The sequence below is a fragment of the Photobacterium sp. SKA34 genome (assembly GCF_000153325.1).
Lineage (GTDB): Bacteria > Pseudomonadota > Gammaproteobacteria > Enterobacterales > Vibrionaceae > Photobacterium.
Genome location: NZ_CH724141.1, coordinates 1,668,560 through 1,691,010, shown reverse-complemented (window position 1 = coordinate 1,691,010; position 22,451 = coordinate 1,668,560). Strand labels below are relative to the sequence as shown.

Annotated in this window: 21 protein-coding genes; 2 read left to right on the top strand and 19 right to left on the bottom strand. The window is 37.4% G+C overall.

Annotated elements, in window-relative coordinates; translation table 11 throughout:
- Position 1: 1 nt before the first annotated feature.
- The 6 genes from SKA34_RS08810 to SKA34_RS08785 all read right to left on the bottom strand — a co-directional run bounded on the left by SKA34_RS08810 (position 2) and on the right by SKA34_RS08785 (position 6,456).
- Positions 2 to 661: a response regulator transcription factor gene (locus SKA34_RS08810; protein WP_005365159.1), complete on the bottom strand. Its 660-nt coding sequence runs from the start codon at positions 659 to 661 to the stop codon at positions 2 to 4.
- Positions 636 to 2,075 (bottom strand): sensor histidine kinase VxrA, encoded by a 1,440-nt coding sequence (gene vxrA / locus SKA34_RS08805; RefSeq protein WP_006645164.1) that lies wholly within the window; start codon positions 2,073 to 2,075, stop codon positions 636 to 638. The genes SKA34_RS08810 and vxrA overlap by 26 nt, the downstream gene beginning before the upstream one ends.
- 353 nt (positions 2,076 to 2,428) lie before the next feature.
- Positions 2,429 to 3,805, bottom strand: coding sequence for a Re/Si-specific NAD(P)(+) transhydrogenase subunit beta (pntB, locus tag SKA34_RS08800; protein WP_006645163.1), 1,377 nt, complete (start codon positions 3,803 to 3,805; stop codon positions 2,429 to 2,431).
- Between the two features lie 10 nt (positions 3,806 to 3,815).
- A complete protein-coding gene (gene pntA / locus SKA34_RS08795; protein WP_006645162.1) occupies positions 3,816 to 5,369 on the bottom strand; it encodes a Re/Si-specific NAD(P)(+) transhydrogenase subunit alpha in 1,554 nt (517 codons plus the stop codon).
- Positions 5,370 to 5,813: 444 nt separating this feature from the next.
- Complete coding sequence (locus tag SKA34_RS08790; protein ID WP_006645161.1) at positions 5,814 to 6,095, bottom strand: HlyU family transcriptional regulator; 282 nt, start codon at positions 6,093 to 6,095, stop codon at positions 5,814 to 5,816.
- A gap of 169 nt (positions 6,096 to 6,264) precedes the next feature.
- Complete coding sequence (locus SKA34_RS08785) at positions 6,265 to 6,456, bottom strand: hypothetical protein (RefSeq protein ID WP_006645160.1); 192 nt, start codon at positions 6,454 to 6,456, stop codon at positions 6,265 to 6,267.
- Positions 6,457 to 6,763: 307 nt separating this feature from the next.
- Here SKA34_RS08785 and SKA34_RS08780 point away from each other — a divergent pair, with 307 nt between their 5' ends.
- Entirely contained in the window at positions 6,764 to 7,672 is a 909-nt protein-coding gene (locus tag SKA34_RS08780; RefSeq protein WP_232284247.1) for a hypothetical protein, read from the top strand.
- Positions 7,673 to 7,728: 56 nt separating this feature from the next.
- Here SKA34_RS08780 and SKA34_RS08775 read toward each other — a convergent pair whose 3' ends face one another.
- A complete protein-coding gene (locus SKA34_RS08775; protein ID WP_006645158.1) occupies positions 7,729 to 9,489 on the bottom strand; it encodes a bifunctional UDP-sugar hydrolase/5'-nucleotidase in 1,761 nt (586 codons plus the stop codon).
- A 207-nt stretch (positions 9,490 to 9,696) separates the two neighbouring features.
- On the bottom strand, positions 9,697 to 10,092 hold the full coding sequence (locus SKA34_RS08770) for a VOC family protein (protein ID WP_006645157.1): 396 nt from the start codon (positions 10,090 to 10,092) through the stop codon (positions 9,697 to 9,699).
- A 143-nt stretch (positions 10,093 to 10,235) separates the two neighbouring features.
- On the opposite strand from SKA34_RS08770, the gene SKA34_RS08765 reads away from it, so the two are divergent.
- The gene (locus SKA34_RS08765; RefSeq protein ID WP_006645156.1) at positions 10,236 to 11,894 is read left to right on the top strand and encodes a DUF2813 domain-containing protein; all 1,659 of its coding nucleotides are present in this window, start codon (positions 10,236 to 10,238) and stop codon (positions 11,892 to 11,894) included.
- A gap of 334 nt (positions 11,895 to 12,228) precedes the next feature.
- On the opposite strand, the gene SKA34_RS08760 is transcribed toward SKA34_RS08765, so the two are convergent.
- The 11 genes from SKA34_RS08760 to SKA34_RS08710 all read right to left on the bottom strand — a co-directional run bounded on the left by SKA34_RS08760 (position 12,229) and on the right by SKA34_RS08710 (position 22,358).
- On the bottom strand, positions 12,229 to 12,756 hold the full coding sequence (locus tag SKA34_RS08760; protein WP_039859880.1) for a DUF3833 domain-containing protein: 528 nt from the start codon (positions 12,754 to 12,756) through the stop codon (positions 12,229 to 12,231).
- A gap of 61 nt (positions 12,757 to 12,817) precedes the next feature.
- Positions 12,818 to 13,378 (bottom strand): chalcone isomerase family protein, encoded by a 561-nt coding sequence (locus SKA34_RS08755; RefSeq protein ID WP_006645154.1) that lies wholly within the window; start codon positions 13,376 to 13,378, stop codon positions 12,818 to 12,820.
- Positions 13,379 to 13,381: 3 nt separating this feature from the next.
- Positions 13,382 to 13,951, bottom strand: a complete 570-nt coding sequence (locus SKA34_RS08750; RefSeq protein ID WP_006645153.1) for a DUF2878 domain-containing protein — start codon at positions 13,949 to 13,951, stop codon at positions 13,382 to 13,384.
- Positions 13,939 to 15,168: a cyclopropane-fatty-acyl-phospholipid synthase family protein gene (locus SKA34_RS08745; RefSeq protein ID WP_006645152.1), complete on the bottom strand. Its 1,230-nt coding sequence runs from the start codon at positions 15,166 to 15,168 to the stop codon at positions 13,939 to 13,941. Before SKA34_RS08745 ends, SKA34_RS08750 begins: the two co-directional genes overlap by 13 nt.
- Entirely contained in the window at positions 15,161 to 16,015 is an 855-nt protein-coding gene (locus SKA34_RS08740; protein ID WP_039859877.1) for a DUF1365 domain-containing protein, read from the bottom strand. The genes SKA34_RS08745 and SKA34_RS08740 overlap by 8 nt, the downstream gene beginning before the upstream one ends.
- 1 nt (position 16,016) lies before the next feature.
- On the bottom strand, positions 16,017 to 17,360 hold the full coding sequence (locus SKA34_RS08735; RefSeq protein WP_006645150.1) for an NAD(P)/FAD-dependent oxidoreductase: 1,344 nt from the start codon (positions 17,358 to 17,360) through the stop codon (positions 16,017 to 16,019).
- A complete protein-coding gene (locus tag SKA34_RS08730) occupies positions 17,360 to 18,088 on the bottom strand; it encodes an SDR family NAD(P)-dependent oxidoreductase (protein ID WP_006645149.1) in 729 nt (242 codons plus the stop codon). Before SKA34_RS08730 ends, SKA34_RS08735 begins: the two co-directional genes overlap by 1 nt.
- Complete coding sequence (locus SKA34_RS08725; protein WP_006645148.1) at positions 18,085 to 18,522, bottom strand: nuclear transport factor 2 family protein; 438 nt, start codon at positions 18,520 to 18,522, stop codon at positions 18,085 to 18,087. The genes SKA34_RS08730 and SKA34_RS08725 overlap by 4 nt, the downstream gene beginning before the upstream one ends.
- Positions 18,523 to 18,542: 20 nt before the next feature.
- Entirely contained in the window at positions 18,543 to 20,012 is a 1,470-nt protein-coding gene (gene phrB / locus SKA34_RS08720) for a deoxyribodipyrimidine photo-lyase (protein WP_006645147.1), read from the bottom strand.
- 51 nt (positions 20,013 to 20,063) lie between these two features.
- Positions 20,064 to 20,855 (bottom strand): MerR family transcriptional regulator, encoded by a 792-nt coding sequence (locus SKA34_RS08715; RefSeq protein ID WP_006645146.1) that lies wholly within the window; start codon positions 20,853 to 20,855, stop codon positions 20,064 to 20,066.
- Positions 20,856 to 21,089: 234 nt separating this feature from the next.
- Positions 21,090 to 22,358: an O-acetylhomoserine aminocarboxypropyltransferase/cysteine synthase family protein gene (locus SKA34_RS08710; protein WP_006645145.1), complete on the bottom strand. Its 1,269-nt coding sequence runs from the start codon at positions 22,356 to 22,358 to the stop codon at positions 21,090 to 21,092.
- Positions 22,359 to 22,451: the final 93 nt, after the last annotated feature.

Sequence of the window (22,451 nt, the reverse complement as noted above, 5' to 3'; positions counted from 1 at the left end):
CTTATGGCTTCATACGGTAGCCGACACCACGTAATGTCTCGATATCAATACCTGGTAATTTTTGACGTAATTGAAGAATATGAGTATCAACAGTACGTGTTGTTGGGTAATGGTTATAACCCCATACTTGATCGAGTAATTCGTCACGTGTAAATACACGCCCTGCATTTTTTGATAAGAATACAAGAAGCTCAAATTCAGTTCGCGTTAACGTAATATTTTCATTATCAAAAATCACTTCACGGCTTTCTTGATTGATAATGATATCGCCAACTTTAATGATATTAGCGGCCGCAGTATCTTCATCGTCACCACGAAGATGAACACGTACTCGTGCAAGTAATTCTTCTTCCGCAAAAGGCTTCGTTAAATAGTCTTTTGCACCAGAATCTAAGCCAACAACTTTATCGTTAATCGATACCATTGCAGTTAATAAAATAACAGGAACATGCTTCTTCTTAAGCCATGAGCCTAAATAATTTAATGAGTCACCTTCAGGCAATTGACGATCAAGGACAACAAGATCGGCCTCTTTCCATAAAGCGTCTACTTTACTAGCGCAATCTGCATATAAACAGTTATAACCAGCTTGCTTTAAGCAATCGAGTAAACCATCAGCAAGGTTGCGGTCATCTTCAACCAGTAGCAGAGTTTGATTCACACGGTATCTCCAATATAAATGTGGTTGGTGGGCCAATTAATTTCAATTTCCCCCCCATTCTATTAATCATTGATTCTACAATGGTCAAACCTAAACCTAAACCTTGTTCACTAACAAAAGGTTTACGCAATTTAGACCAATCTTTGGCACTTAATGGGCCTTGGTCTTGAACCACAATTTTAAGTTTTCCATCATAGTATGATGTCGTTAATGTAATTGGCGCTACGCCATATTTATGAGCATTAGAAAATAAGTTATCTAAACATGTACCAAGCCAATAAATATTCACGTGAACACTTCTATCTTCAGCAAGATGTAAAGTTACATCATACTCTTCAGCAAGATAGCCTAACCATTCATTGATGGATTCAACTTCTTGCGTACTTAATTGTTTTTGGTTAGCTTGTAAGTAATCTTTACTTGCTTCAGCCAACTGTCGTAATCGCCTTGAATCATCAGTCAAACGTCTAAACTCATCATACAGACCTTCAGGCAATTCATCAAAGTGTCGTCTAAATCCTTCAACAGTCATTGCTAAACTTGCTATAGGCGTTCTTAATTCATGAGTCAAAATTTGCAGAATTAACATACGCTCTTGCATATCTCGTCGACGAATACGAAAACGATAAATGACCCAACTTAGCAGTAATAAGGCATTACTTACTAATAAACATATTAGTAAATAGTACGTTAAGTGCGATTTATTCTCTTCACGCCAACATATATTTCCATTTTGAGCCAAACAAAAATCATGACGATTTAAGCGTTTTAAATGCAAATCATGACTGGTTAAAACCTTTAACCAAGTTGACTGGTTATAAAGATTATATTCATTATCATTACGTACCCACAGCTCACCGTTAGCAATAAAGAAACGAGCGCCAGAAATTAATACTTTAATTTCATCACTATTCATTCGTTGTAAACGACCAAGTAAGGTTGTCGCTGACGCCAGTGGGTGCTCTTTAATATGCAAAAACTTACTGAATTCTGACACCTTACCTGGGTGTTCCGCTAAATAACGATATGCATAACTACCACCGCCGGGATGAATATATCCTGAACGAACAAACCACCCTGGTGGTAACGTTGTCTTGTTACAAATAGCTCGAGTAAAAACGACGGGCTGTGTTACTGATGGTGAGTAAGGCCAAGGCCCCTTGCAGGTTAACGAGTTTTGATATAACTGCCTTAGTGCTGAAAGTGGATACTCTTTGGTTTGAGGTAATAAACTAGAAGGCAACAGCAAAGGTGATGGATAAGTGCTTTGTAGTTTACGAAAGTCGTATGTAGATACAGGTTCACTTTCCAATAAATCTGTTCTAGCAGCCTCCAATCTTTCAGGTAATGAATTACCTTCAGCATGGCTAGCTGTAGTAAATAATAGTGAGAATAAAAGTACATACGTTTTCATTCACATACTTTAACATTGTTTCTCACTAAATTGTCAATGTTATGTCATGTGAAAAACTGCAAATATTAAATATTTCGTTAATTTATGCCATAAAGAAAAGCATTCATACTCAATAAACATAACAATTATTTGTTTTATAGAATCATCAGAGTCGCAATATGTTGAACACTTCGTTGCTGCAGCTTCTTTTACTTTAAAAAGAATATTACGCTATACATATTACTTCTACGGCTCCATCGACGTTAGGTACTATATGAAAACCACATATTTTTGGTTTTAGTTATTGATTACATAATGATTACAAATAAAAATGCCACTCATATGAGTGGCATTGTTTTCTTAACAATTAACGATTAGAGATGCTCAAGTATTTTTAAACATGAGTCTTTCGCATCACCGAACAACATATGGCTATTTTCTTTAAAGAATAATGGGTTTTGAACCCCAGCATACCCTGTATTCATTGAACGTTTAAACACAACCACTTCTTTCGCATTCCAGACTTCAAGTACAGGCATACCGGCGATTGGACTATTAGGATCTTCCATCGCGGCAGGGTTAACAGTGTCGTTTGCACCAATAACAAGTACAACATCGGTCTGTGGGAAATCATCATTGATCTCATCCATTTCGAGTACGATGTCATAAGGTACTTTCGCCTCAGCTAATAGCACGTTCATATGTCCAGGTAGACGACCAGCAACAGGGTGAATACCAAAACGAACATCAATGCCTTTTGCACGTAACTTATCAGTGATCTCGTGAACAGGATATTGCGCTTGAGCAACCGCCATACCGTATCCAGGAGTAATGATCACTGAACGTGCATCTTTTAACATTTCAGCCACTTCTTCTGCTGAAGCTTCACGGTGTTCGCCGTATTCTTCGTCAGAACTTGCTGCTGAACCATCCGAACCAAAACCGCCAGCTATAACACTAACAAATGAACGGTTCATCGCCTTACACATTATGTAAGAAAGGATAGCACCAGAAGAACCCACTAATGCACCAGTTACGATAAGAAGGTCGTTTGCTAACATGAAACCCGCCGCTGCTGCTGCCCAACCAGAGTATGAGTTAAGCATAGATACAACCACTGGCATATCAGCACCACCAATTGAAGCAACAAGGTGGTAGCCAAATACAAACGCAATAATCGTTACTAAGATTAGCGCGGTTAATGAACCTTCAGACTGTACAAACCAAACTAGCAATAGCGCTGAAACAACAAGTGCTAACAAGTTTAATTTATGACGGTGAGGAAGCATTAGTGCTGATGATGAAACTAATCCGCGTAACTTAGCAAATGCAACTAAAGAACCTGTAAAGGTTACTGCACCGATAAATACACCAAGGAAAATTTCAACCAAGTGAATATTTAACATTACACCAGATAATTCGCCATGGTCTAAGAAAGTATTAAAACCTACTAATACCGCAGCCATACCGACAAAGCTGTGTAGCATAGCAACAAGCTCTGGCATCTCAGTCATTTCAACTTTTTTAGCGTAAAAAATACCAATAGCACCGCCTATGATCATCGCAAGGATAATCCAAACAGTGCCTTCAGTATGAGGACCAAAGATAGTTGCAATCAGAGCGATTGCCATACCAGCAATACCAAAGTAATTACCGTTTCGTGCTGTTTCTTGCTTAGACAGTCCCGCTAAAGACTTAATAAAGAGTACGGCAGCAACAAGGTAAGCTGCTTGTACGATTCCTGCAGACATGTGTTACTCCTTATTTATCTTTACGGAACATTTCTAGCATTCTCTTAGTCACCGTAAAGCCACCAAAGATATTAATACTAGCGATGAGAACAGCAATAAACGCGAGGAAGGATACGACCCCATCTCCCTGCCCGATTTGGAGCAAAGCACCTACAATAATGATGCCTGAGATAGCGTTAGTTACTGACATTAAGGGAGTATGTAAAGAGTGGGATACATTCCAAACCACATAGTATCCAACCACACATGCAAGAACGAAGACAGTAAAGTGAGCTAAAAACTCTGCTGGGGCATAATTAGCAACCCAAGCAAACAGTGCTATACCCAACCCTATCAAACCAAATTTCTTAAAAGGTGATGTTGGCTCTGGAATCTTTGGTTCAACTTTCGCCGTCGCTTTTGGCTGTTGTGCTGCCGCAGAAACTTTAATTGGTGGCGCTGGCCATGTTAATTCACCCGCTTTAACAATGGTAAGACCGCGTAAAACTTCATCGTCAAAATTGATGTCAATATTACCGTCTTTCTCTTTGCAAAGAAGTTTAAGTAAGTTAACAAGGTTTGTTCCGTATAACTGAGAAGATTGTGTTGGTAAGCGTCCAACCATATCTGTATAGCCGATAACTTTTACACCATTAGGTGTCGTTACGACTTTATCAGCTTCAGTGTATGCACAGTTACCGCCATTGGCAGCAGCAAGATCGACAATAACGCTGCCTGATTTCATTGAATCAACCATTTCTTTGGTTATCAATTTTGGTGCTGGGCGACCAGGGATAAGTGCGGTTGTAATGATGATATCAACATCTTTTGCTTGCTCTGCGTATAAACGTTCAGCCGCTTTATTGAATTCATCAGACATTTCTTTAGCATAGCCATCACCCGTTGAAGTATCTTCTTTGTAATCAACTTCAAGGAATTCAGCACCCATTGATTCAACTTGTTCTTTTACTTCAGGACGAACATCAAAAGAACGAACAATCGCACCAAGGCTACCTGCAGCACCAATAGCGGCAAGACCTGCCACACCAGCGCCAGCAACTAAGACTTTAGCTGGCGGTACTTTACCTGCAGCGGTAATTTGCCCGGTAAAGAAGCGACCAAACTCATGAGCAGCTTCAACAACAGCACGGTAACCAGCGATATTTGCCATTGAGCTTAACGCATCAAGCGCCTGTGCACGTGAAATACGCGGTACAGAATCCATCGCCATAATATTAATATTTTTAGACGATAGTTTTTCTAATAATTCAGGGTTTTGTGCAGGCCAAATAAAACTAACTAAGCTTGCACCCTCTTTGATGAGCTCAAATTCGTCTTCACCTGTTTCAGGATTTACCTGAGGTGCATTCACTTTAAAAATAAGATCCGATTGCCATACGACATCTGTTGAGACAATCGTAGCACCAGCCGCTTCATATGCAGCATCATCGAAGCTTGCTAAACGTCCAGCTCCTTGTTCAACAACAACGCTGAACCCCATTTTCAATATCTGCTCGACCGTTTTAGGTGTTGCAGCTACTCGCGTTTCATGAGCGAGTACCTCTCTCGGTACACCAATCTGCATTATTATTCCCTGTACATTGGCTATAACATAATCATTTTGTATCCAACCCAACAAGCTATATCAAGCCTTTTGTAGTAAAAATACAAAAAACCCACACCAACAAATCAAAAAACCTAGTGATTGCCATTATAATACTGAAATAAAACTACATTTATATTTCTAGCATTTATAATATTACGTATAAAAATAATAACCGAATCACTTTTACTATCAGCTTTTGACTCTTAAACAATAATTGTTAGCTATGTACCCAATAAGCAACATTAAAACCTATCAATTCATTGTTTTAAAAGAACCAAACATAAATACACTAAATAACAATGTTGTTGTATGGAAATTCACAGAAAGGACAATCATATAATATGAATTCCATTTCTAATGTTTAAGAAGATACTTTTATACCACTATGATTGCAATGAAATTTGTTGAATATTACTACAATTTTCATTTGAACATTTTATCGCCCATTTGTTTAATAAACATTTCTGATTTTTTTATCATAAATGTTTCTGCATCATGACGAGAACTGAGTAAGTCTGAACGAATAAAATGATGTGTTTTTAATTCTCCGTTAATTTCTTTGCAGATTCTCCCTGCTATCCTAAATTGCCCCCCTTCTTGCTTTGGATCTGGATAAATTAAGTAACCATTATAATGAGTTGGCTCAATTTCCTGAGTAGTAGACTCCGATTTTTTTGAACCAAATAGCATTGAAAAAAATCCCATTTTTATACTCCTACGACTAAATCATTTAAAAAAGTTTTTATCTATAGCAATGAATATTTTATTTTCACTAAAACCAAATAATACTCACTATTTTAGTAGGTTATAGCCGAATTTTTGGCAAAAAAAAAGTCGGCAATTATGCCGACTTTATAAATCTCAATACAAAATGTTATCGATAGATGCCAATATCTTTCTGTAAATGGACTGGGATATCTTTAATACTGTAAGTGACTGACTTTTTTGATCGGTTAAATACAATATCAAATAGGTGTGCAATCAATCCTTTGATCGTTACTTCGTAACTTTTTGTATCCTTAAGATGCAACGTTGTAGCTGCGTCTACATCAAATGTATGTGCCATGATTGCCCCTGAAAAAGGTATTAAATTCAATAAACGTGCGTAGTTTATCGTCTGTTTACATAAGCTATAAGTGACAAAATTTCGTTCATAACATTAGTTTTTCTAATGTGTTAATAGCTGATTACTAACGATTGTTAGCTTAAAGCACAAAAGACTATTAAGAACGATTACATTACTAAATGGGTGGTTTTTTATTTCAAATGGCATCTTTTTTTGTATTTAAACAAAAACAATGATAACAATAAGTTAACAAAAGGATTTTTAACTTATGCTTTTTTTCATTAATAAACATTCTGCTATTTTATTGATGCTTGCTGGTGTCATCGGTTTTAGCTTTCCAAATATTAGTCGTGTTGTTTTTCCTGCTTTACCGTATATCTTATTTTTCTTGATGCTTTTTACTTTGTTAGGCATTAAACAAGAGTTACTCATCCGTAAGTTATTATCTAAAAGTGTTTGGTCTTATGCGCTTTACCATAGCCTCGGGCTCACTTTATTAGCCGCTATATTGCTATACCTCTTTAACATTTCAACCCCACTGTTTATAGCTATTACGGCGGTAACTGCAACAGGGACATTATTTGCGACCCCAGCAATAGCGAAAACCTTTGGTTTTGATGTATTACATGCGATGGCGTTAACTATTGCATCAACATTAATGATGCCAATCGTGTTATTTTTTAATCTTACGTTTCTTCAAAATGGTATAGTGGATTTGGATTTTGGCCAATATACACAACGACTCACGATATTCATTATTGGACCCATGGTCATTTCTGCGTTTTGCTACAAAATGATAGACTCAAAACTATTGCATAAAATCCATTACAAAATATCTAGGCCTACTGTTCTGCTGATTTTTGCTTTTCCGCTTGGGCTTGTCGCTCCTTTGAGGGAAATGTTTGAACGTTCATTACACGAAGGGATAAGTTATTTACTATTAGGCTGTTTACTTTGCGGATTATTTTTCGGCATGACTTTCTTAACCTATTATAAGAAGAGTCAACAAGCTAAAACGCTGTATGCCATTACTGCAACTAATCGTAATGTTTTACTTACCTATACCATCGCAAGCAGTTATTTAGGATTTGAGTATTTAGCACTGATGGCAGCTATTCAAATTCCGACTTATGCATTACCCGTTATACTTAAATCCATAGCCAAAACTAAATTTGTTAAACAAAATTCTTTTGCCGATAAAAATAAAGCCGACTAACGGTACATTGTTAGCCGGCTTAAGCAATCTTTCTATTCCATGGTATAACCTATTGTTTAGGCAACATCTTCATGACCTGTACAAGGAATATAAACAGTTTTATTATCTGTTGGCGCATCAAAGAATTTCTTCTGTTTTGCATAAGCTTCAAAAGCTTCAGCCATTGTAACGTTAAGCGGCATAGGCTCTTTAACGTAATCTAACAATGGCGAATAGCCTTCTTTACCTGTTGCGGTATAACCCGATGAAACTGAGCTATAAACTTTATCATCTTCAACAGGTATCCACTTACCGTCATGTAAATGCTCTAATAGCTCAATACGAGTGCCTTTAATGGAACAACAGCGATAGGTATAACGAAGATCAGCTACATAGGGAAAACTTCCATCGCCAGTCCCGTCTACACCGTTATTAATCGCGTTATTAATCGCTCCTTCAAGCGCTTGACGAATGCGTTTACCTTTGACGCTATAAATCATAATACCAATAGCGAAAGGCAATAATTTCCCTGCGATATCTGCCGGTGTAATAACACCTGGATTTAACGAGCACCTAACGCCACCAGCATTATGAATACCAAAATCCACGTAATGGCCTAGCTTACGGGCTTTCCAGACAAAACTTTCAACAACCCAAGGAGCGATTTGGCTTGGGCCACGTTGATCGGGAATACGAATATGACGTAGCGGCTCGTTAATAATAGCAATTTCTTCAGTTTGCAGTGCACGTACTGCAGGACGATAGTTCTCATTAAGAATATTCTCAATGATAGGATCTTTCACTACAAAGCGAATATTATCTTGCTGGCTTAAAAAGTGACGAACGATTTCATGATCATCACTTTCTAAATGCTCGGTACGGCTTGCATCTACCGTAAATTGACGCCCAAGTAATAGTTGGTTAGCACCAAACGCCTGCTCTATTGTTCCGTCTTCAGAAAACTCCAGTGTTATATGTCCTACAGCCAGCGCATTACAGCCGGCTTGAACAACACAGGTATTATTAACACTGTGTGCGTATTTATCGGTTCTACCATAACCTATATTGGTGAAGTCACCTTGCATGGTATGAGTATGACCACCAATAATAACGCCTATTCCATCGACAGCTTCGGCAAGCTCAATATCATGGTCATAGCCTAGATGGCTTAATACAACAATCTTATTAATACCCTGCTCATGTAGGTACTGAACAGTATTACGTGCAACTGTGGCGACATTCATAAAGTGAGTATCAGGATCTGGGTTAGCAATGCCTGCCATATTTTCAATAGCTAAACCAAAAATCGCGACAGGCTCACCATGCACATCTTTTACAATATATTTCGCTGTCTCAGTGCTATTGATATAAGCATAAACATTGGCTTTATCTCGCAGCGGGTTCGGCTTGGTTTGATCTTCATGAGATAAATCCCAGTTACCTGCTAATAATGGGAAATGCGTATAATCTAGAAAATCAGCCACACAGCCGTTACCCATATCAAGTTCATGATTTCCCAATGCCATCGCCTCTACACCAATGGCATTTAGTAATACAGCATTAGCCATACCTTTATAAAGTGAGAAATACAGCGTACCTTGGAAACAATCACCTGCGTGTAAAAACATGAATTCACGCTGATTCAAATAGGCCTCAGCTTTTAATTCACTTACCGCCGATGAAATACGAGAAAAGCCACCACAACTGGCATATACCGATGATTCAGTATCTAAAACGTGTTGAGGTAAATTCAGTGATATAGATGATGGTTCAAAATTTGAATGCGTATCATTAATATGAGCAAATGTAATCTTTGCTTTTTTATTATTCTTTGTCATAAAAAATTACGTCTCTCCCTGAAGGACTCATATGAATGAGAGATATGTTTAGTTCAAGTCACCTATTAAGCCTAAAAGATTTCACTACAAGACAAAATAACTGTGATAGATATCAATATAGCATGATTCATTATGATCATTTAAGGAATAGTAAGACTAATTGCTATTTATTATCTTACTATCCATTAAATCTTCTATGCTTTAATTTTACTGGTAACGAGCATGACGTTGTAAAAACTCAATTTTGTAACCATCAGGATCTTGCACAAAGAAAAACTTTGCTAACAAAGTCCCCTCACGAAAGAACTCTTTAATCTCTAAAGGCGCATAACCACATTCAGTTAATTTTGCATGCTCATCTTCTAAATCATCGACAGCAACAGCAATGTGACCATAACCTGTGCCATGAGTATACGGTTCTTTGGTTCCCTCATTCCAAGTCAGTTCAAGTTCCATATCGTTTTCTTCGTTGCGTAAGTAAACCAAACTAAACTCTTCAAAGTCTAAACGCTCAGCGATCTCTAAATCTAATGCTTCTGTGTAAAATTTTAATGAAGCGTCAAGATCTAATACACGGATCATTGAGTGAATAATCTTAGCCATCTAACTCTTCCTTATATTATTATTTATTTGAAATTACTTAACTATTTAAAGCATATCATGCTATCAATATGTGATCAGTTATCGCAAATCAACGAGTGATTTACTATATCGTATACAGGAATAAACGAGGTTTGTAGAGTTTTATGCATTTAGAAAGAATTGAAATATCCGGTTTCCGTGGTATTAAGCGTTTATCCTTGTCTTTTAAAGAGTTAACGGTCCTTATTGGTGAAAATGCATGGGGTAAATCCTCTTTGCTCGATGCCCTTTGTTTAGCATTATCGCCAGATTCTGAGTTTTACGAGTTTAACTTTTCTGATTTCCATATTGATCATGCGTTAGGTAATGAGCGAGCGACAGAAATTCAGATTGTTTTACATTGGCATGAAGATTATAAAGGCGAACATAATGCCCGTCGCTATCGTGCTTTTCAGCCATTTCTCTCAGAAAAAGACGGTATAAAGCATTTTTATTATCAAATTCACAGCCATATTGAAAACGATAAAATATTCACGAGTAGACAATTTTTACATCCAAATGGTCATGGCATTTCACATCCAAATACTGATAAGTTCATTCGCCAGCTAATGGTGCTTCACCCTATTGTTCGTATTCGTGATTCAAGACGATTACACGATGAACGTCATGAGGGTAGTAATGAGTTACCACTAGCACAAACGCCGCAAGAACTTCGCATACAAAAACGATTAGATAATACCTGTCGGCGGTTAATGACGCAGCCCGGTCATGTTAGTACAGCAGAAATTAAAAGTAGTATTAGTACGTTACGATCGTTAGTGGATCACTACTTTGCCTTTGCACCTCACCAGCGTAGTAAAGCATTATCGCCACACTACTCTTCATTACAACAAACCAATACACATGGTTTATATGCGAATCCGTTTGATCAACTTATTCAGCCAAATATGACAAAGCAAGCGCGTTTAATGTTAATGGGGCTATTGAATGAATATATTCGTGCTAGAGGCCCTGTCGAATTAAAACGCATTTCACGGCCCATCATGATCTTAGAAGATCCAGAAGGTCGTTTACATCCGATCATGCTTCATCAAGCATGGGCGTTTATTCAAAACATGCCGATGCAAAAGATCTTAACAACCAACAGTCCCGAGCTTTTAACCTCTGCACCATTAACTGCGATCAAAAAATTGATCCGCCAATCACATAAAACAGAGGTGTATGGCGTAGATAACGGGGAATTGAGTAAAGATGATACGCGTAAAGTCACTTTTCACGTACGTATGCATCGTCCAAGCGCTTTCTTTGCAAGAGTATGGCTATTGGTTGAAGGGGAAACGGAAGTATGGTTATTTAATGAAATGGCACACCTAAATGGTTATAACCTTGCCGCAGAAGGGATTCAAATTATTGAATTTGCACAAAGTGGATTAAAGCCATTGATCAAGTTGGCAAAAATACTCGGTATTGAGTGGCATTTAGTCGCTGATGGTGATCTAGCAGGAAAGAAATATGCCGAGAAAGTCCGTAATATGCTTGGCAATGATCCCGAGCGTGAACGTTTAACCGTATTACCGGCAAGAGATATTGAGCATTTCTTATATAAGAATGGTTATGAGCCTTTGTTTCGCGACTTAGCGAATATCACTGATAATAAAGTGCCCATGCGTAAGATCATTCATAAGGTACTAAGAAAAACAGCGAAACCCGATATGGCGTTGGCAATAGTTAAATATACTCGCGATGAAAAAGACAACCGCACACCTCTGCTCATCCGTTGGGTATTAAAACGTATCGTAGCAATGTCGCGTGGTTTTGGGTGATAACTAATGTCAAGATTAGTTAAATCAAAGCCTGCTTAGATGTAGGCTTTTAACCTTTAGATTAAAAATGTGCTAAAGCAGAAAAATCCCTCATATGTAATGGTTACCTTTTTCTTCTTTCTGTTTCTAATACATATGTGTTTTTAACTTTCTATTTTATAATTCATCATTTATTAACGCATTGACTGAAAATTAGAAACAAAACGCACTATAAAAGTAAACGTATAACACAGTACCTTTATCACGAGATAATCCTCACAAAAAAGCCAGTCAATCAAACTGGCTTATTATTGCGATATAAATAGATAGAGAAAAGTGGTGTTACATATTTAAATTAATCATCTTTTTGGAAAAACAACGTCACTTTACCCACTTCAAAACCAAATTTGGTCATGGTTGCAACATTAAACATGCGCTTTTCATCTTGACGATACATCCAGTCGTTAAAATTAATATTATAAACTGAATCATCTACGGGAACCGCTAAGGTATATTGCCATTGCAGCGCATTACCGACCTCAACCCCTTGCGCTTCACCAATAACATCACCCGCAGTTCCGGTATATCTTCCATTAGCTTGTTTTTTTATCGTCCAAATACGCTGTTGGGTTTCACCGTCATCAAAAACAAAGTCTTCTACAAGGGTTAAAGTATCATTTTTTACTGTACCTACAATATCAACCGTAAATCGACGTGATTGTTTGCCTTTATAATCTTGCAGCATCCCCCACGCCGTTGTTTTACCAGCAAAATAACCAAATAAATCAAACTTTGGTTGTGACGATTTATAATCAGAAATTGACGCTGTACACCCTGTTAAAACAAACATTAATGATAATAATATTGAAGTTATTTTACTCATGTCATGACCTTATTCCATTATCTAACTATGCATAATTAACATACAGAGTGGTTGATTCTTGTTATTTCCCAATTAACTGCTGACGTAATTCTGGATACGATGTTTTTGGTGATAACCAAATAGCAATAAAGCTTTGTGATAACGATGGTGATAGAATTTTCCCTAGTGGCTTACCTTGTTGATAAAACTGCCCTTCACCATTACGGAAAATAAACGTTAATCTCTCTCCCTTTTTAACGTCTGGCCATATGGTTGATAACGTTTTTAGCCACGGTGTTATTTGTTGACTGCTATAGCCTAAATGTTGCCATTGCTCTTCAGTCGCATCTAATAACGCATCTCTATCAATATTACGCAAATAACGAATAATTAAAGCTAAATCTTCTTCAGTACCGTTGTATCGACCTGTTGGCGTTTTTAACTCTGAGTTATAAATATCCCATATTCCCCATTCAAGTGTTGCTTCGCCCACTTTTTTCCATTGATGCCATGGGTATTTATCACTCAGGGTCTGTAACTGTGAAGATGCGTTATTTTTTATCGGTTTATTGCTATTGTCTGTTTCTGCTATTACAACATTTGAGCACATCAATACACCAAAATAGATAACAAGTGACCGCATTTATCACTCCTTCTTTGTCGAGATATTTGGATCTTTATTTAAAATACGGAGTAACCATAAAAGATACGCCGATACCGTAAACCAGATCACTATCAGTACAAAGAATGTATCTAATGTTTCTAGCTGCCAAATTACCGCACCTAATTTCATTCCAGACCAATAACTAAATGCACCGCCCAGACTGCCAGCCACCAGCAACCAATGTGTAGCAAAACCACTAATTGATGAACGTAGAACCCAAACAAAGGTTGTAAAACCCAACCAAAGCAATATCAGCCAAGTTGGGATCAAACCAATACTCTCGACATTCAAGAAAAGTGGTGTTCGATTTTGTACTGTAAAATCAAATAGATGCCAATGTCTGAGCATTGAATCGATAACAATACCGGGTATCGATGCTAATACAGAGAAACGCCATGACTTAGATTCCAAAAACCATGTGGCTATAAGTATGAAAACCAAGATGTAAGTAAAACGATATTGCCCCCATACAGCAAGTAACCAATAGAAGTTAAACACCATACCAGCCAATAACACTTTTAGTTTGTTCCCCAATGGATTTACTCTCTCCATTGCGGGCGACTTGCGACAAATTGAATAGTACTAATGGTACGCTCTAAAAAACCACCTTCACAATAAGCAAAGTAAAAACGCCACATCCTCATAAACCTTTCATCGTAGCCATATTTCTCTAAAGCTACGGCATTTTCATTAAATTGCTGATGCCAATCTTCAAGAGTTTTCGCATAATCTAAGCCAATATCTTTGATATCTCGCATCACGAAATCACTGTGTTGTGTTAGATTTTCAAGTAATACGGTAATTGATGGTAAGAAACCGCCAGGGAATATGTGTTTTTGAATAAAATCAACGCCGCGGCTGTAACTGTCATAACGTTGGTCGGCAATTGTGATCGCTTGAATAGCCATTAAGCCAGTTGGTTTTAATAATGACTGACACTTTTCAATATAGGTTTTAAGGTATTGCTTACCGACTGCCTCTATCATTTCAACTGATACTAACTTATCGTATTGCCCCGTTAAATCGCGGTAGTCGTCCATGAGTAAGGTAATACGATCGGATAGACCTTCTTTTTCAACTCGCTCTTTTGCCCATAAATATTGTTGCTCAGAAATTGTAGTAGTGGTGACGCGGCAACCGTAATATTTCGCAGCATGAATCGCCATACCGCCCCAACCGGTACCAATTTCTAGTAAATGATCGTCTTCAGTCAATTTTAATTTTTGGCACAAACGATCCATCTTATTCCATTGTGCTTGATCTAACGTGTCATTTTTGTTGAGGTAAATTGCCGAAGAATAAAGCATATTAGGATCAAGAAAGTGACGATAAAGATCGTTACCAAGATCGTAATGTGCTGATATGTTTTTACGTGCGTTCTTAATGGTATTTTTACGCAGCAAGTGTCCAATCTGTTCGGATATTCGACTCATCCAACCCATTCTAGCTTCAAGCTTATCTAACGTTGAAAGATTTTTAGCCAAAACTCGTACAACATTGGTTAAGTTTGGTGAATCCCACCAGCCTTCCATATAAGCTTCACCAGCACCAATGCTGCCATCAGTCAGTAATCGTTTATAAAAAAGTGGGTTATGAACATTAATACTCGCTTGTAGCGATGCCTGTTTATCACCAAAGATGACGGTGCCTTCCGTTGAATCTGATACACTTAAGCCCGCATTAGAAAGGTGTTTTAATACTTTAAATAAAATATGCCGAGATGCATATACATTAACTGTTGATGATTGTTGTACGCCGCTTCTAAGCATTGTCATTCCCTCGTTTAATCTTGTGTTTATTTATATTTTCAGACGGTGTGTTATTAGAATGATCATATATTGGTGCACCTTTAATAAATAATTTAAGTGCTTGCCAATAAATACCCATAACAACCTTTATTGTCATAATTGGTGTAAGCAGTAATTGCTTGATAAGTATTGCAGAGGTGAAGTTTTCCTTACGCATCTGCATCGTGGCGTCAAAGACTTTTTGATGGCTATTTTTCAAACCCCTCGGATACTTACCCGGAGAGATGCAATCTTTATTTCGACTCACCGCCAAATTAACCAGTAAATTGCTATCAGGTTCTGTTACACGCCAATGATATTGTTGATGTATAGGGTTAAATGGTGAAACATGAAATGCCTTATCATGACTATATTCACGTCCCTGCCAGTATTGGGGAGCCGGTATCGCATAATAATGACGTTCATTCCAAGGTGTATTACTTACTTCGGCTAACATATATTGCCATTGACCTTCATTATCATGGAGGTAGTACAAATTAAGTGGGCTGAAATACAATCCGCAGTAACGTAAGTGGCATAACATTGTGATATTGCCATCAATCATTTTGCCTGTTAGCGCATAGACCTTATTTTTTACCGCTTGGGCTAAATCAGGATCACCTTTTACGTAATCATCACGTCGAAATCGAGCAAAGCTGAAAAGTGATAATCCAAAACCTTTTACTTGTTTATCCAACTGATCTAATTCGTTTAAGTGGATATGGGGCATAAACATAGAATATGTGAATCTATGATTCACAGGTGTAAAACGTCTATGTCTAACCCACCCCTGATAGATGCCGCTTTTAAGCTGATTATCTCTACCCATACTAATAACTTCGTATGACACTTTTATAAGATGGTTCATGAGAAACATTCAGAGATTGCGCTGTTTTATCTTCATCTTCTGATTGTGTCAGTGATTTCACTTTTATTGCTTCAACAACGTCTAACGCGCTGCGAACCCCGTCTTCATGAAAACCGTTATACCAATACGCACCACAGAACCATGTTTGATTTTGTCCATTAATTAAATGACGTTTCTGCTGAGCCGCAATACTTTGAGTATTAAAAACAGGATGAGAATAAACAAACTTACGAAGAATTTTGTCTTTATCTATCGATTTAGTTTGGTTAAGCGTTACACAAAATGTTTCAGGAGCGAGAATACCTTGAAGTATATTCATATTATAAGTCAGCGATGCTAGATTACATTCTCTATCATCACGTGATTTAGGTAACGAATAATTCCAAGATGCCCATGCAGCCTGACGTTTAGGTAATAGAGATGTATCAGTATGAAGGACCACTTCGTTTTGTTGGTAATGTATATCTGATAACACGTCGTTTTCTTCTAATGTTGCATCTGAAAGCATGGTTAACGCTTGATCACTATGACAAGCAAAAATAACTTGATCGAATTCTTCTTGCTTATTATTAACCGTAATAATAACCTTGCTTTTACTACGAATCACCGAAGAGACTGGACTATTTAGTTGAATACAATCTCCCATGTAATACATCATTTTTCGAACATATTCACGTGAACCACCAGGTATTACACGCCACTGTGGGCGATTAGTTATGTCTAACAAACCATGGTTTAAGAAAAAGCGTAAAAAGAAAGCTAATGGAAAACGACGCATGTCTGATAACGTTGAAGACCAAATAGCAGCCCCCATAGGTAAAATATAATTTTCGGCAAAGTAATCACTAAACTTATGCTGAGATAAAAAGTCACCTAACGTTTGGTTCATTAACTCACTATCACCAACTACCTGTTTAGCAAGCTTATTAAACTGGGTGATTTCATACAAAAAGCGATAAAATGCAGGGTTCAATAAATTCCGTTTTTGAGCAAACAGTGATGAAAAAGTATGCCCATTATATTCAAGTCCCGTACGTTCATTGTGAACACTAAAGCTCATTTCGCTTGGCTTACCTGTTATTTCTAGCTGTTCAAGTAAGTTTTCAAAATTTGGATAAGTACGATCATTAAAAACAATAAATCCAGTATCGATAGCATAATCACCGCTATCTACGGTCACATCCACCGTTGCAGTATGCCCGCCGACATAACTATTAGCCTCGTACACTGTAACTTCGTGGTCTTGGTATAAATACCAAGCAGACGTCAAGCCTGAAATACCGGAACCTATAATGGCTATTTTCATTATGATTTCCCCATCATTCGTTTAATCACTGCCAATCGAAATGTAATTGGCAAAAGCGCAATAGATTTAAGAAATAGTGTAAAAGTAGCTGGAAAACTAATTTCTTTTTTTCCAGCGGCAATACCTGATCTTATTTTTTTTGATGCATATTCGGATGACACTAACATTGGCATCGTAAAGTCGTTTTTATCTGTTAGTGGCGTTTTTACAAAACCAGGATTCACTAACGTAATTTTCATATTCAAATAAGCAAGATCAACAGCAAGAGCTTGAGTGATATAACTCATTGCAGCCTTAGAGGCTCCATAGGCTTCTGCACGTGGTAAAGCTACAAAACTGGCAGAAGAACTGATAATGACTAAATGCGTTTTTTGGTTAAATCGCGCTTGTAATGCTTCTATGCAATGAAGAACTCCGTACACATTGACATCGAAAACACGTTTAACTAATGCTGTATCTATCTTGCCTTCGTTAATATATTCACACGTACCTGCATTTAAAATAATTAATTCTGGAAGTGTCTCTAAGGATGTAAGCGCTACCTGCGTGGTTTCAAAATCTGTCACATCAAAACGTAATGTTTCAATTGATTGAAACTCTTCTTGTAATTTTTCTAAACGCTGCGTATTTTGACCACAAGCAATAACACTCCATCCGTTATTTGCATAATCACATGCAAGCTGTTTGCCAATTCCTGAACTAGCACCTGTAATCAATACCTGATTCATTGCCCTAACCTTGATTTAATGTGTCGAATAATGCGTCCAAACATGGGTAAACCTTCATAAATCATTTCCCCCATATCGAAGTAATCACGATGATAAATCACTTTATCTTGTTCAAATTTCAGCTGAGTACAGCCTTCTAAACTGCGTTCTTTACCATTTTGTAATCGAGGATGTGAAAAGTGCATTGTCCATTGAACAAACGCTTCGTGATCGTCTTCTACATAGCTATTAATAATAAATCGACAGCTATTTATATTTTGATAAAGATTAAAAAAGTAAGCTTCTAAAGCACTAAAACCTTCAATTTTATGTGCAGGGTCTTCAAAAATAACTAAATGATGATAAACGTCAGACAGTTGAGAGATGTTTTCCTTTCCTAGTTGTCCGTACACATTAAAAAACTTAATTAATGCAGGGTTTATCACTGCGTCCATTATTTATTCCTCCACCAGGGTTATTGATGAATATCCATATAAGCCTTTGCTTGTTTAAAAGACTCAATTGCGATTAGGCGAGCTTCCTTATGATCGACAATTGGCAATGGATAATTCAGTGATTCTTCACTCGCCCATTGATGTGGCGTGTGTATGTATTTATCCGGAACATGTTCTAATTCCTTAACCCATGTACGGATAAAATCACCTTTTGGATCAAATCGTTGCCCTTGTAGTGTTGGATTAAATACTCTGAAATAAGGTTGTGCATCTGTGCCTGTTGATGCAGCCCATTGCCATCCTCCATTATTGGAAGAGAAGTCACCATCAATAAGATGTTGCATAAACCATTGCTCACCGACGCGCCAATCACATAACAAATCTTTCGTTAGGAAACTTGCTGTGATCATACGTAAACGATTATGCATCCAACCTGTTGCACGTAATTGCCTCATACCTGCATCGACAATTGGAAACCCTGTTTTTCCTTCTTGCCATGCTTTTAGTAATGCTTCGTCATCTTTCCATTTAACAAACTGGGTAAACTTCTGAAATGGCTGATGTTTGCTTAACTCAGGGTAACGATGAAGTAAATGACCATAAAACTCACGCCAAACAATCTCGTTCAACCATGTGAAAGCGCCATCATCTTTATTAATTTCGAATGCATTTGGAAAGTACTGCTGTAACTGATGCAAACACTGCCTAGCTGAGAGCGCGCCAATAGCAAGGTATGGGGATAAACAACTAGTGCCATCAATCGCGGGAAAGTCTCTGTTTTGATGATATGTTTCGGCTTTGGTTTCACAAAACGTTTCTAATCTTTGTGCAATAGTTTCTTCATCTACTGGCCATAACACACTATCGATAATGGGATAGTTGAAGGCTTTGATTTGACTACTGTCAGACAATAGCTTACTTACCACGCCACTAGTTACAATGTCACTATTTATTGTTACAGGGTAACAGGTGGATGATGAGAAACGTTTTATCCATGCATTTCTAAACGGGGTGAATACTTTAAATAACTCCCCATCTCGAGTCAGAACCATCTCAGGTTGCAAAATATAATTATCATCAAAGATGCTGAATTTTATACTCTTTTTTGCAAGTAGTTCCCCTACAGAGTTATCGCGTTTATGCTCATTAATTGGATATTGTTTATTCGCAAAAACATGTACAGCATTATAATCAATACAAACCTGCTCAATAAGATAAACTGATTCTGAGAAGTCATTAACTTCAATAACTTGCAATGGAATATTACGTTTAGCCAACTGTTGCTTTAATACTTGTAACCGACGATGAATAAAGTCTACTTGAACTGCCGCCATATTATGTTGATGCCACTGCATAGGCGTTGCAATGAAGAGTGCGATGATAGGAAGCCCACTTTCGATTGCATGATTTAATGCTGTATTATCAACAACACGTAAATCTGAACGAAACCAAATAATAACGTGCTGCTCTTTTACTGCTTTATTTGTCATCATCACTCCTATTGGCTTATTAAAATAATAATGCTTGTAGATCTTTCTACTCTACTGCTGGTGGATCATTTTTATACTTCCAATGAAAAAAACTTGAACATTGCTTTCTTTTTCTACTATTTCAATATCAGCTAACTGCTTATTATCAAGCTTGTTTTCTCCAACTATATAGACATTGTTAATTTCATGTTCTGTGATGAATGCAGACAAACCTGTTACCTTTCCTAATAAATCAGGTAAAACAATCGCGTAATAGCCTTCATAAGCTAATTTTAAGGCTTGTTGCCAAACAAAGTGATTATCAGAAGATGAATAACTCAATACGAGACTTGGGGGATTTTTATCTGAATTCACTTTCGCTAATACAGTAATAAAACATTGTGTAAGTGCTGAGTTCCACACACTTGTTTGTAATCTTTTTAATGGATTATCACTACGCGTTATATGTTGTTCAATAGGCTTTAAAAATTGCTCTTCTAAAACATTAAATGGATAAAGTTTTAATGCTTCACGTACGCGTTTTTCTGTTTGTTGTACTTTACCCTGCTCAATTAAATAAATGGTTTCGTCAACCATTTCTATTTTTTCAACATTTAATTCATGATGCTCAGCAGTACCTTCTAATAAAGGTTTAACCTTACCAATTGATACTCCTTTCGCTAACCAAGTTAAAATTTTATGAATTTTAGTAATGTCTCTATCAGTATAAAGACGATGACCTTTTGGTGTTCGTTGAGGGACTAATAAACCATATCTACGCTGCCAAGCACGTAAGGTTACAGAGTTAACCCCCGTTACTTCAGATACTTCACTAATTGAATACAACTTAATTTCAACGTTCAAATTATTACCTTCATTCGTAATTACATAATTAGTTTAAGAACATAACAATACAAACTTGTACAACTGCCCTTTCATGTATAACTATAGTATCAAACCGATAACTTGTACAATAATTTAACCTTGTACAACATTGAAGTTAGAGTTGTATCACATCAAAAAAAGGGGTGGAGAGTAGGAATTAGAAACAAGCTCAGTATTGTGGCAATCAAAATAATGATTGCCACCGTGAGAAAATCATGCTTTAAGTGCTTGTTCTAAATCAGCAATAATGTCATCAATATGTTCAATACCGATAGATAGCCTGATCATTTCAGGATGAACACCAGCTTGGCACTGCTCTTCTGACGTCATTTGTCGATGCGTAGTTGAGGCAGGATGACAAGCCAGTGATTTAGCATCACCAATATTCACTAACCGTTTAAATAAACCGAGCGCATCATAAAAACTTACTCCCGCTTCATAACCATCTTTCAATCCAAACGACAAGATGGCAGATGGTTTACCCTTGGTATATTTTTGTGCTAACTCGTAATAATCAGAATCTGGAAGGCCGGCATAGTTAACCCAACTCACTTGATCATGGTTGACGAGATATTGCGCAACTTTTAGTGCGTTTTCAGTATGTCTCTCCATGCGTAATGCTAAGGTCTCTAAACCTTGCATCAGCATAAACGCATTCATCGGAGACAGTGCAGCACCTGTATTTCTAAGTGGTACGGTTCTCGCTCTGCCAATAAATGCCGCTTCACCAAACGCCTCATTATAAATAACGCCATGATAAGACGGTTCTGGTTGGCTAAATACTGGGAATCGATCTTTATACTGTGCCCATGGGAAGTTCCCTGAATCAACAATAACACCACCTAATGTTGTTCCGTGTCCACCCACATATTTAGTTAATGAGTGCACAACAATATCGGCACCAAATTCAATCGGTTTACATAGCACAGGTGTTGCAACAGTGTTATCGACGATAACAGGTACACCTTGATCATGTGCTAATTGAGATACCCTTTCGAGATCAATGACGTTACCACTAGGATTACCAATACTTTCACAATAGACCGCCTTGGTATTTTTATCGATTAACGCAGCCATAGATTCTGGTTTATCATCTTTTGCAAACCGAACTTCAATTCCTTGGCTTGGTAACATATGAGCAAATAACGTATATGTTCCGCCATAAAGTTGTGGCGTTGATACGATGTTATCCCCTGCTTGAGCTAAGGTTAAAATCGCATAGTTAATCGCGGCGCTTCCAGCACTCACCACTAAACCTGCAATACCTCCTTCAAGCGCGGCCATGCGTTTTTCTAATACGTCATTGGTGGGGTTCATAATACGAGTGTAAATATTGCCTGGGACTTCAAGATTAAAAAGATCGGCGCCGTGCTTAGCATCATCAAACTCGTAAGCGACCGTTTGATAAATCGGTGTTGCAACTGATTTGGTTGTCGGATCGGTTTCGTAACCACTGTGAATAGATAGCGTTTCGTCTTTCATTTTTCTACCTTGAATAATTGAAAAGAATAATAAGGATATAAACTACATTTAATAATTGATTGATGTAGCCCAATGGTTATTTTAGTTCAACAA

Bases quoted from the DNA above. Each gene is read 5' to 3' on its own strand.
- vxrA (WP_006645164.1), bottom strand. From the start codon at position 2,075: ATGAAAACGTATGTACTTTTATTCTCACTATTATTTACTACAGCTAGC.
- pntB (WP_006645163.1), bottom strand. From the start codon at position 3,805: ATGTCTGCAGGAATCGTACAAGCAGCTTACCTTGTTGCTGCCGTACTC.
- pntA (WP_006645162.1), bottom strand. From the start codon at position 5,369: ATGCAGATTGGTGTACCGAGAGAGGTACTCGCTCATGAAACGCGAGTA.
- SKA34_RS08790 (WP_006645161.1), bottom strand. From the start codon at position 6,095: ATGGGATTTTTTTCAATGCTATTTGGTTCAAAAAAATCGGAGTCTACT.
- SKA34_RS08785 (WP_006645160.1), bottom strand. From the start codon at position 6,456: ATGGCACATACATTTGATGTAGACGCAGCTACAACGTTGCATCTTAAG.
- SKA34_RS08780 (WP_232284247.1), top strand. From the start codon at position 6,764: ATGCTTGCTGGTGTCATCGGTTTTAGCTTTCCAAATATTAGTCGTGTT.
- SKA34_RS08775 (WP_006645158.1), bottom strand. From the start codon at position 9,489: ATGACAAAGAATAATAAAAAAGCAAAGATTACATTTGCTCATATTAAT.
- SKA34_RS08770 (WP_006645157.1), bottom strand. From the start codon at position 10,092: ATGGCTAAGATTATTCACTCAATGATCCGTGTATTAGATCTTGACGCT.
- SKA34_RS08765 (WP_006645156.1), top strand. From the start codon at position 10,236: ATGCATTTAGAAAGAATTGAAATATCCGGTTTCCGTGGTATTAAGCGT.
- SKA34_RS08760 (WP_039859880.1), bottom strand. From the start codon at position 12,756: ATGAGTAAAATAACTTCAATATTATTATCATTAATGTTTGTTTTAACA.
- SKA34_RS08755 (WP_006645154.1), bottom strand. From the start codon at position 13,378: ATGCGGTCACTTGTTATCTATTTTGGTGTATTGATGTGCTCAAATGTT.
- SKA34_RS08750 (WP_006645153.1), bottom strand. From the start codon at position 13,951: ATGGAGAGAGTAAATCCATTGGGGAACAAACTAAAAGTGTTATTGGCT.
- SKA34_RS08745 (WP_006645152.1), bottom strand. From the start codon at position 15,168: ATGCTTAGAAGCGGCGTACAACAATCATCAACAGTTAATGTATATGCA.
- SKA34_RS08740 (WP_039859877.1), bottom strand. From the start codon at position 16,015: ATGGGTAGAGATAATCAGCTTAAAAGCGGCATCTATCAGGGGTGGGTT.
- SKA34_RS08735 (WP_006645150.1), bottom strand. From the start codon at position 17,360: ATGAAAATAGCCATTATAGGTTCCGGTATTTCAGGCTTGACGTCTGCT.
- SKA34_RS08730 (WP_006645149.1), bottom strand. From the start codon at position 18,088: ATGAATCAGGTATTGATTACAGGTGCTAGTTCAGGAATTGGCAAACAG.
- SKA34_RS08725 (WP_006645148.1), bottom strand. From the start codon at position 18,522: ATGGACGCAGTGATAAACCCTGCATTAATTAAGTTTTTTAATGTGTAC.
- phrB (WP_006645147.1), bottom strand. From the start codon at position 20,012: ATGACAAATAAAGCAGTAAAAGAGCAGCACGTTATTATTTGGTTTCGT.
- SKA34_RS08710 (WP_006645145.1), bottom strand. From the start codon at position 22,358: ATGAAAGACGAAACGCTATCTATTCACAGTGGTTACGAAACCGATCCG.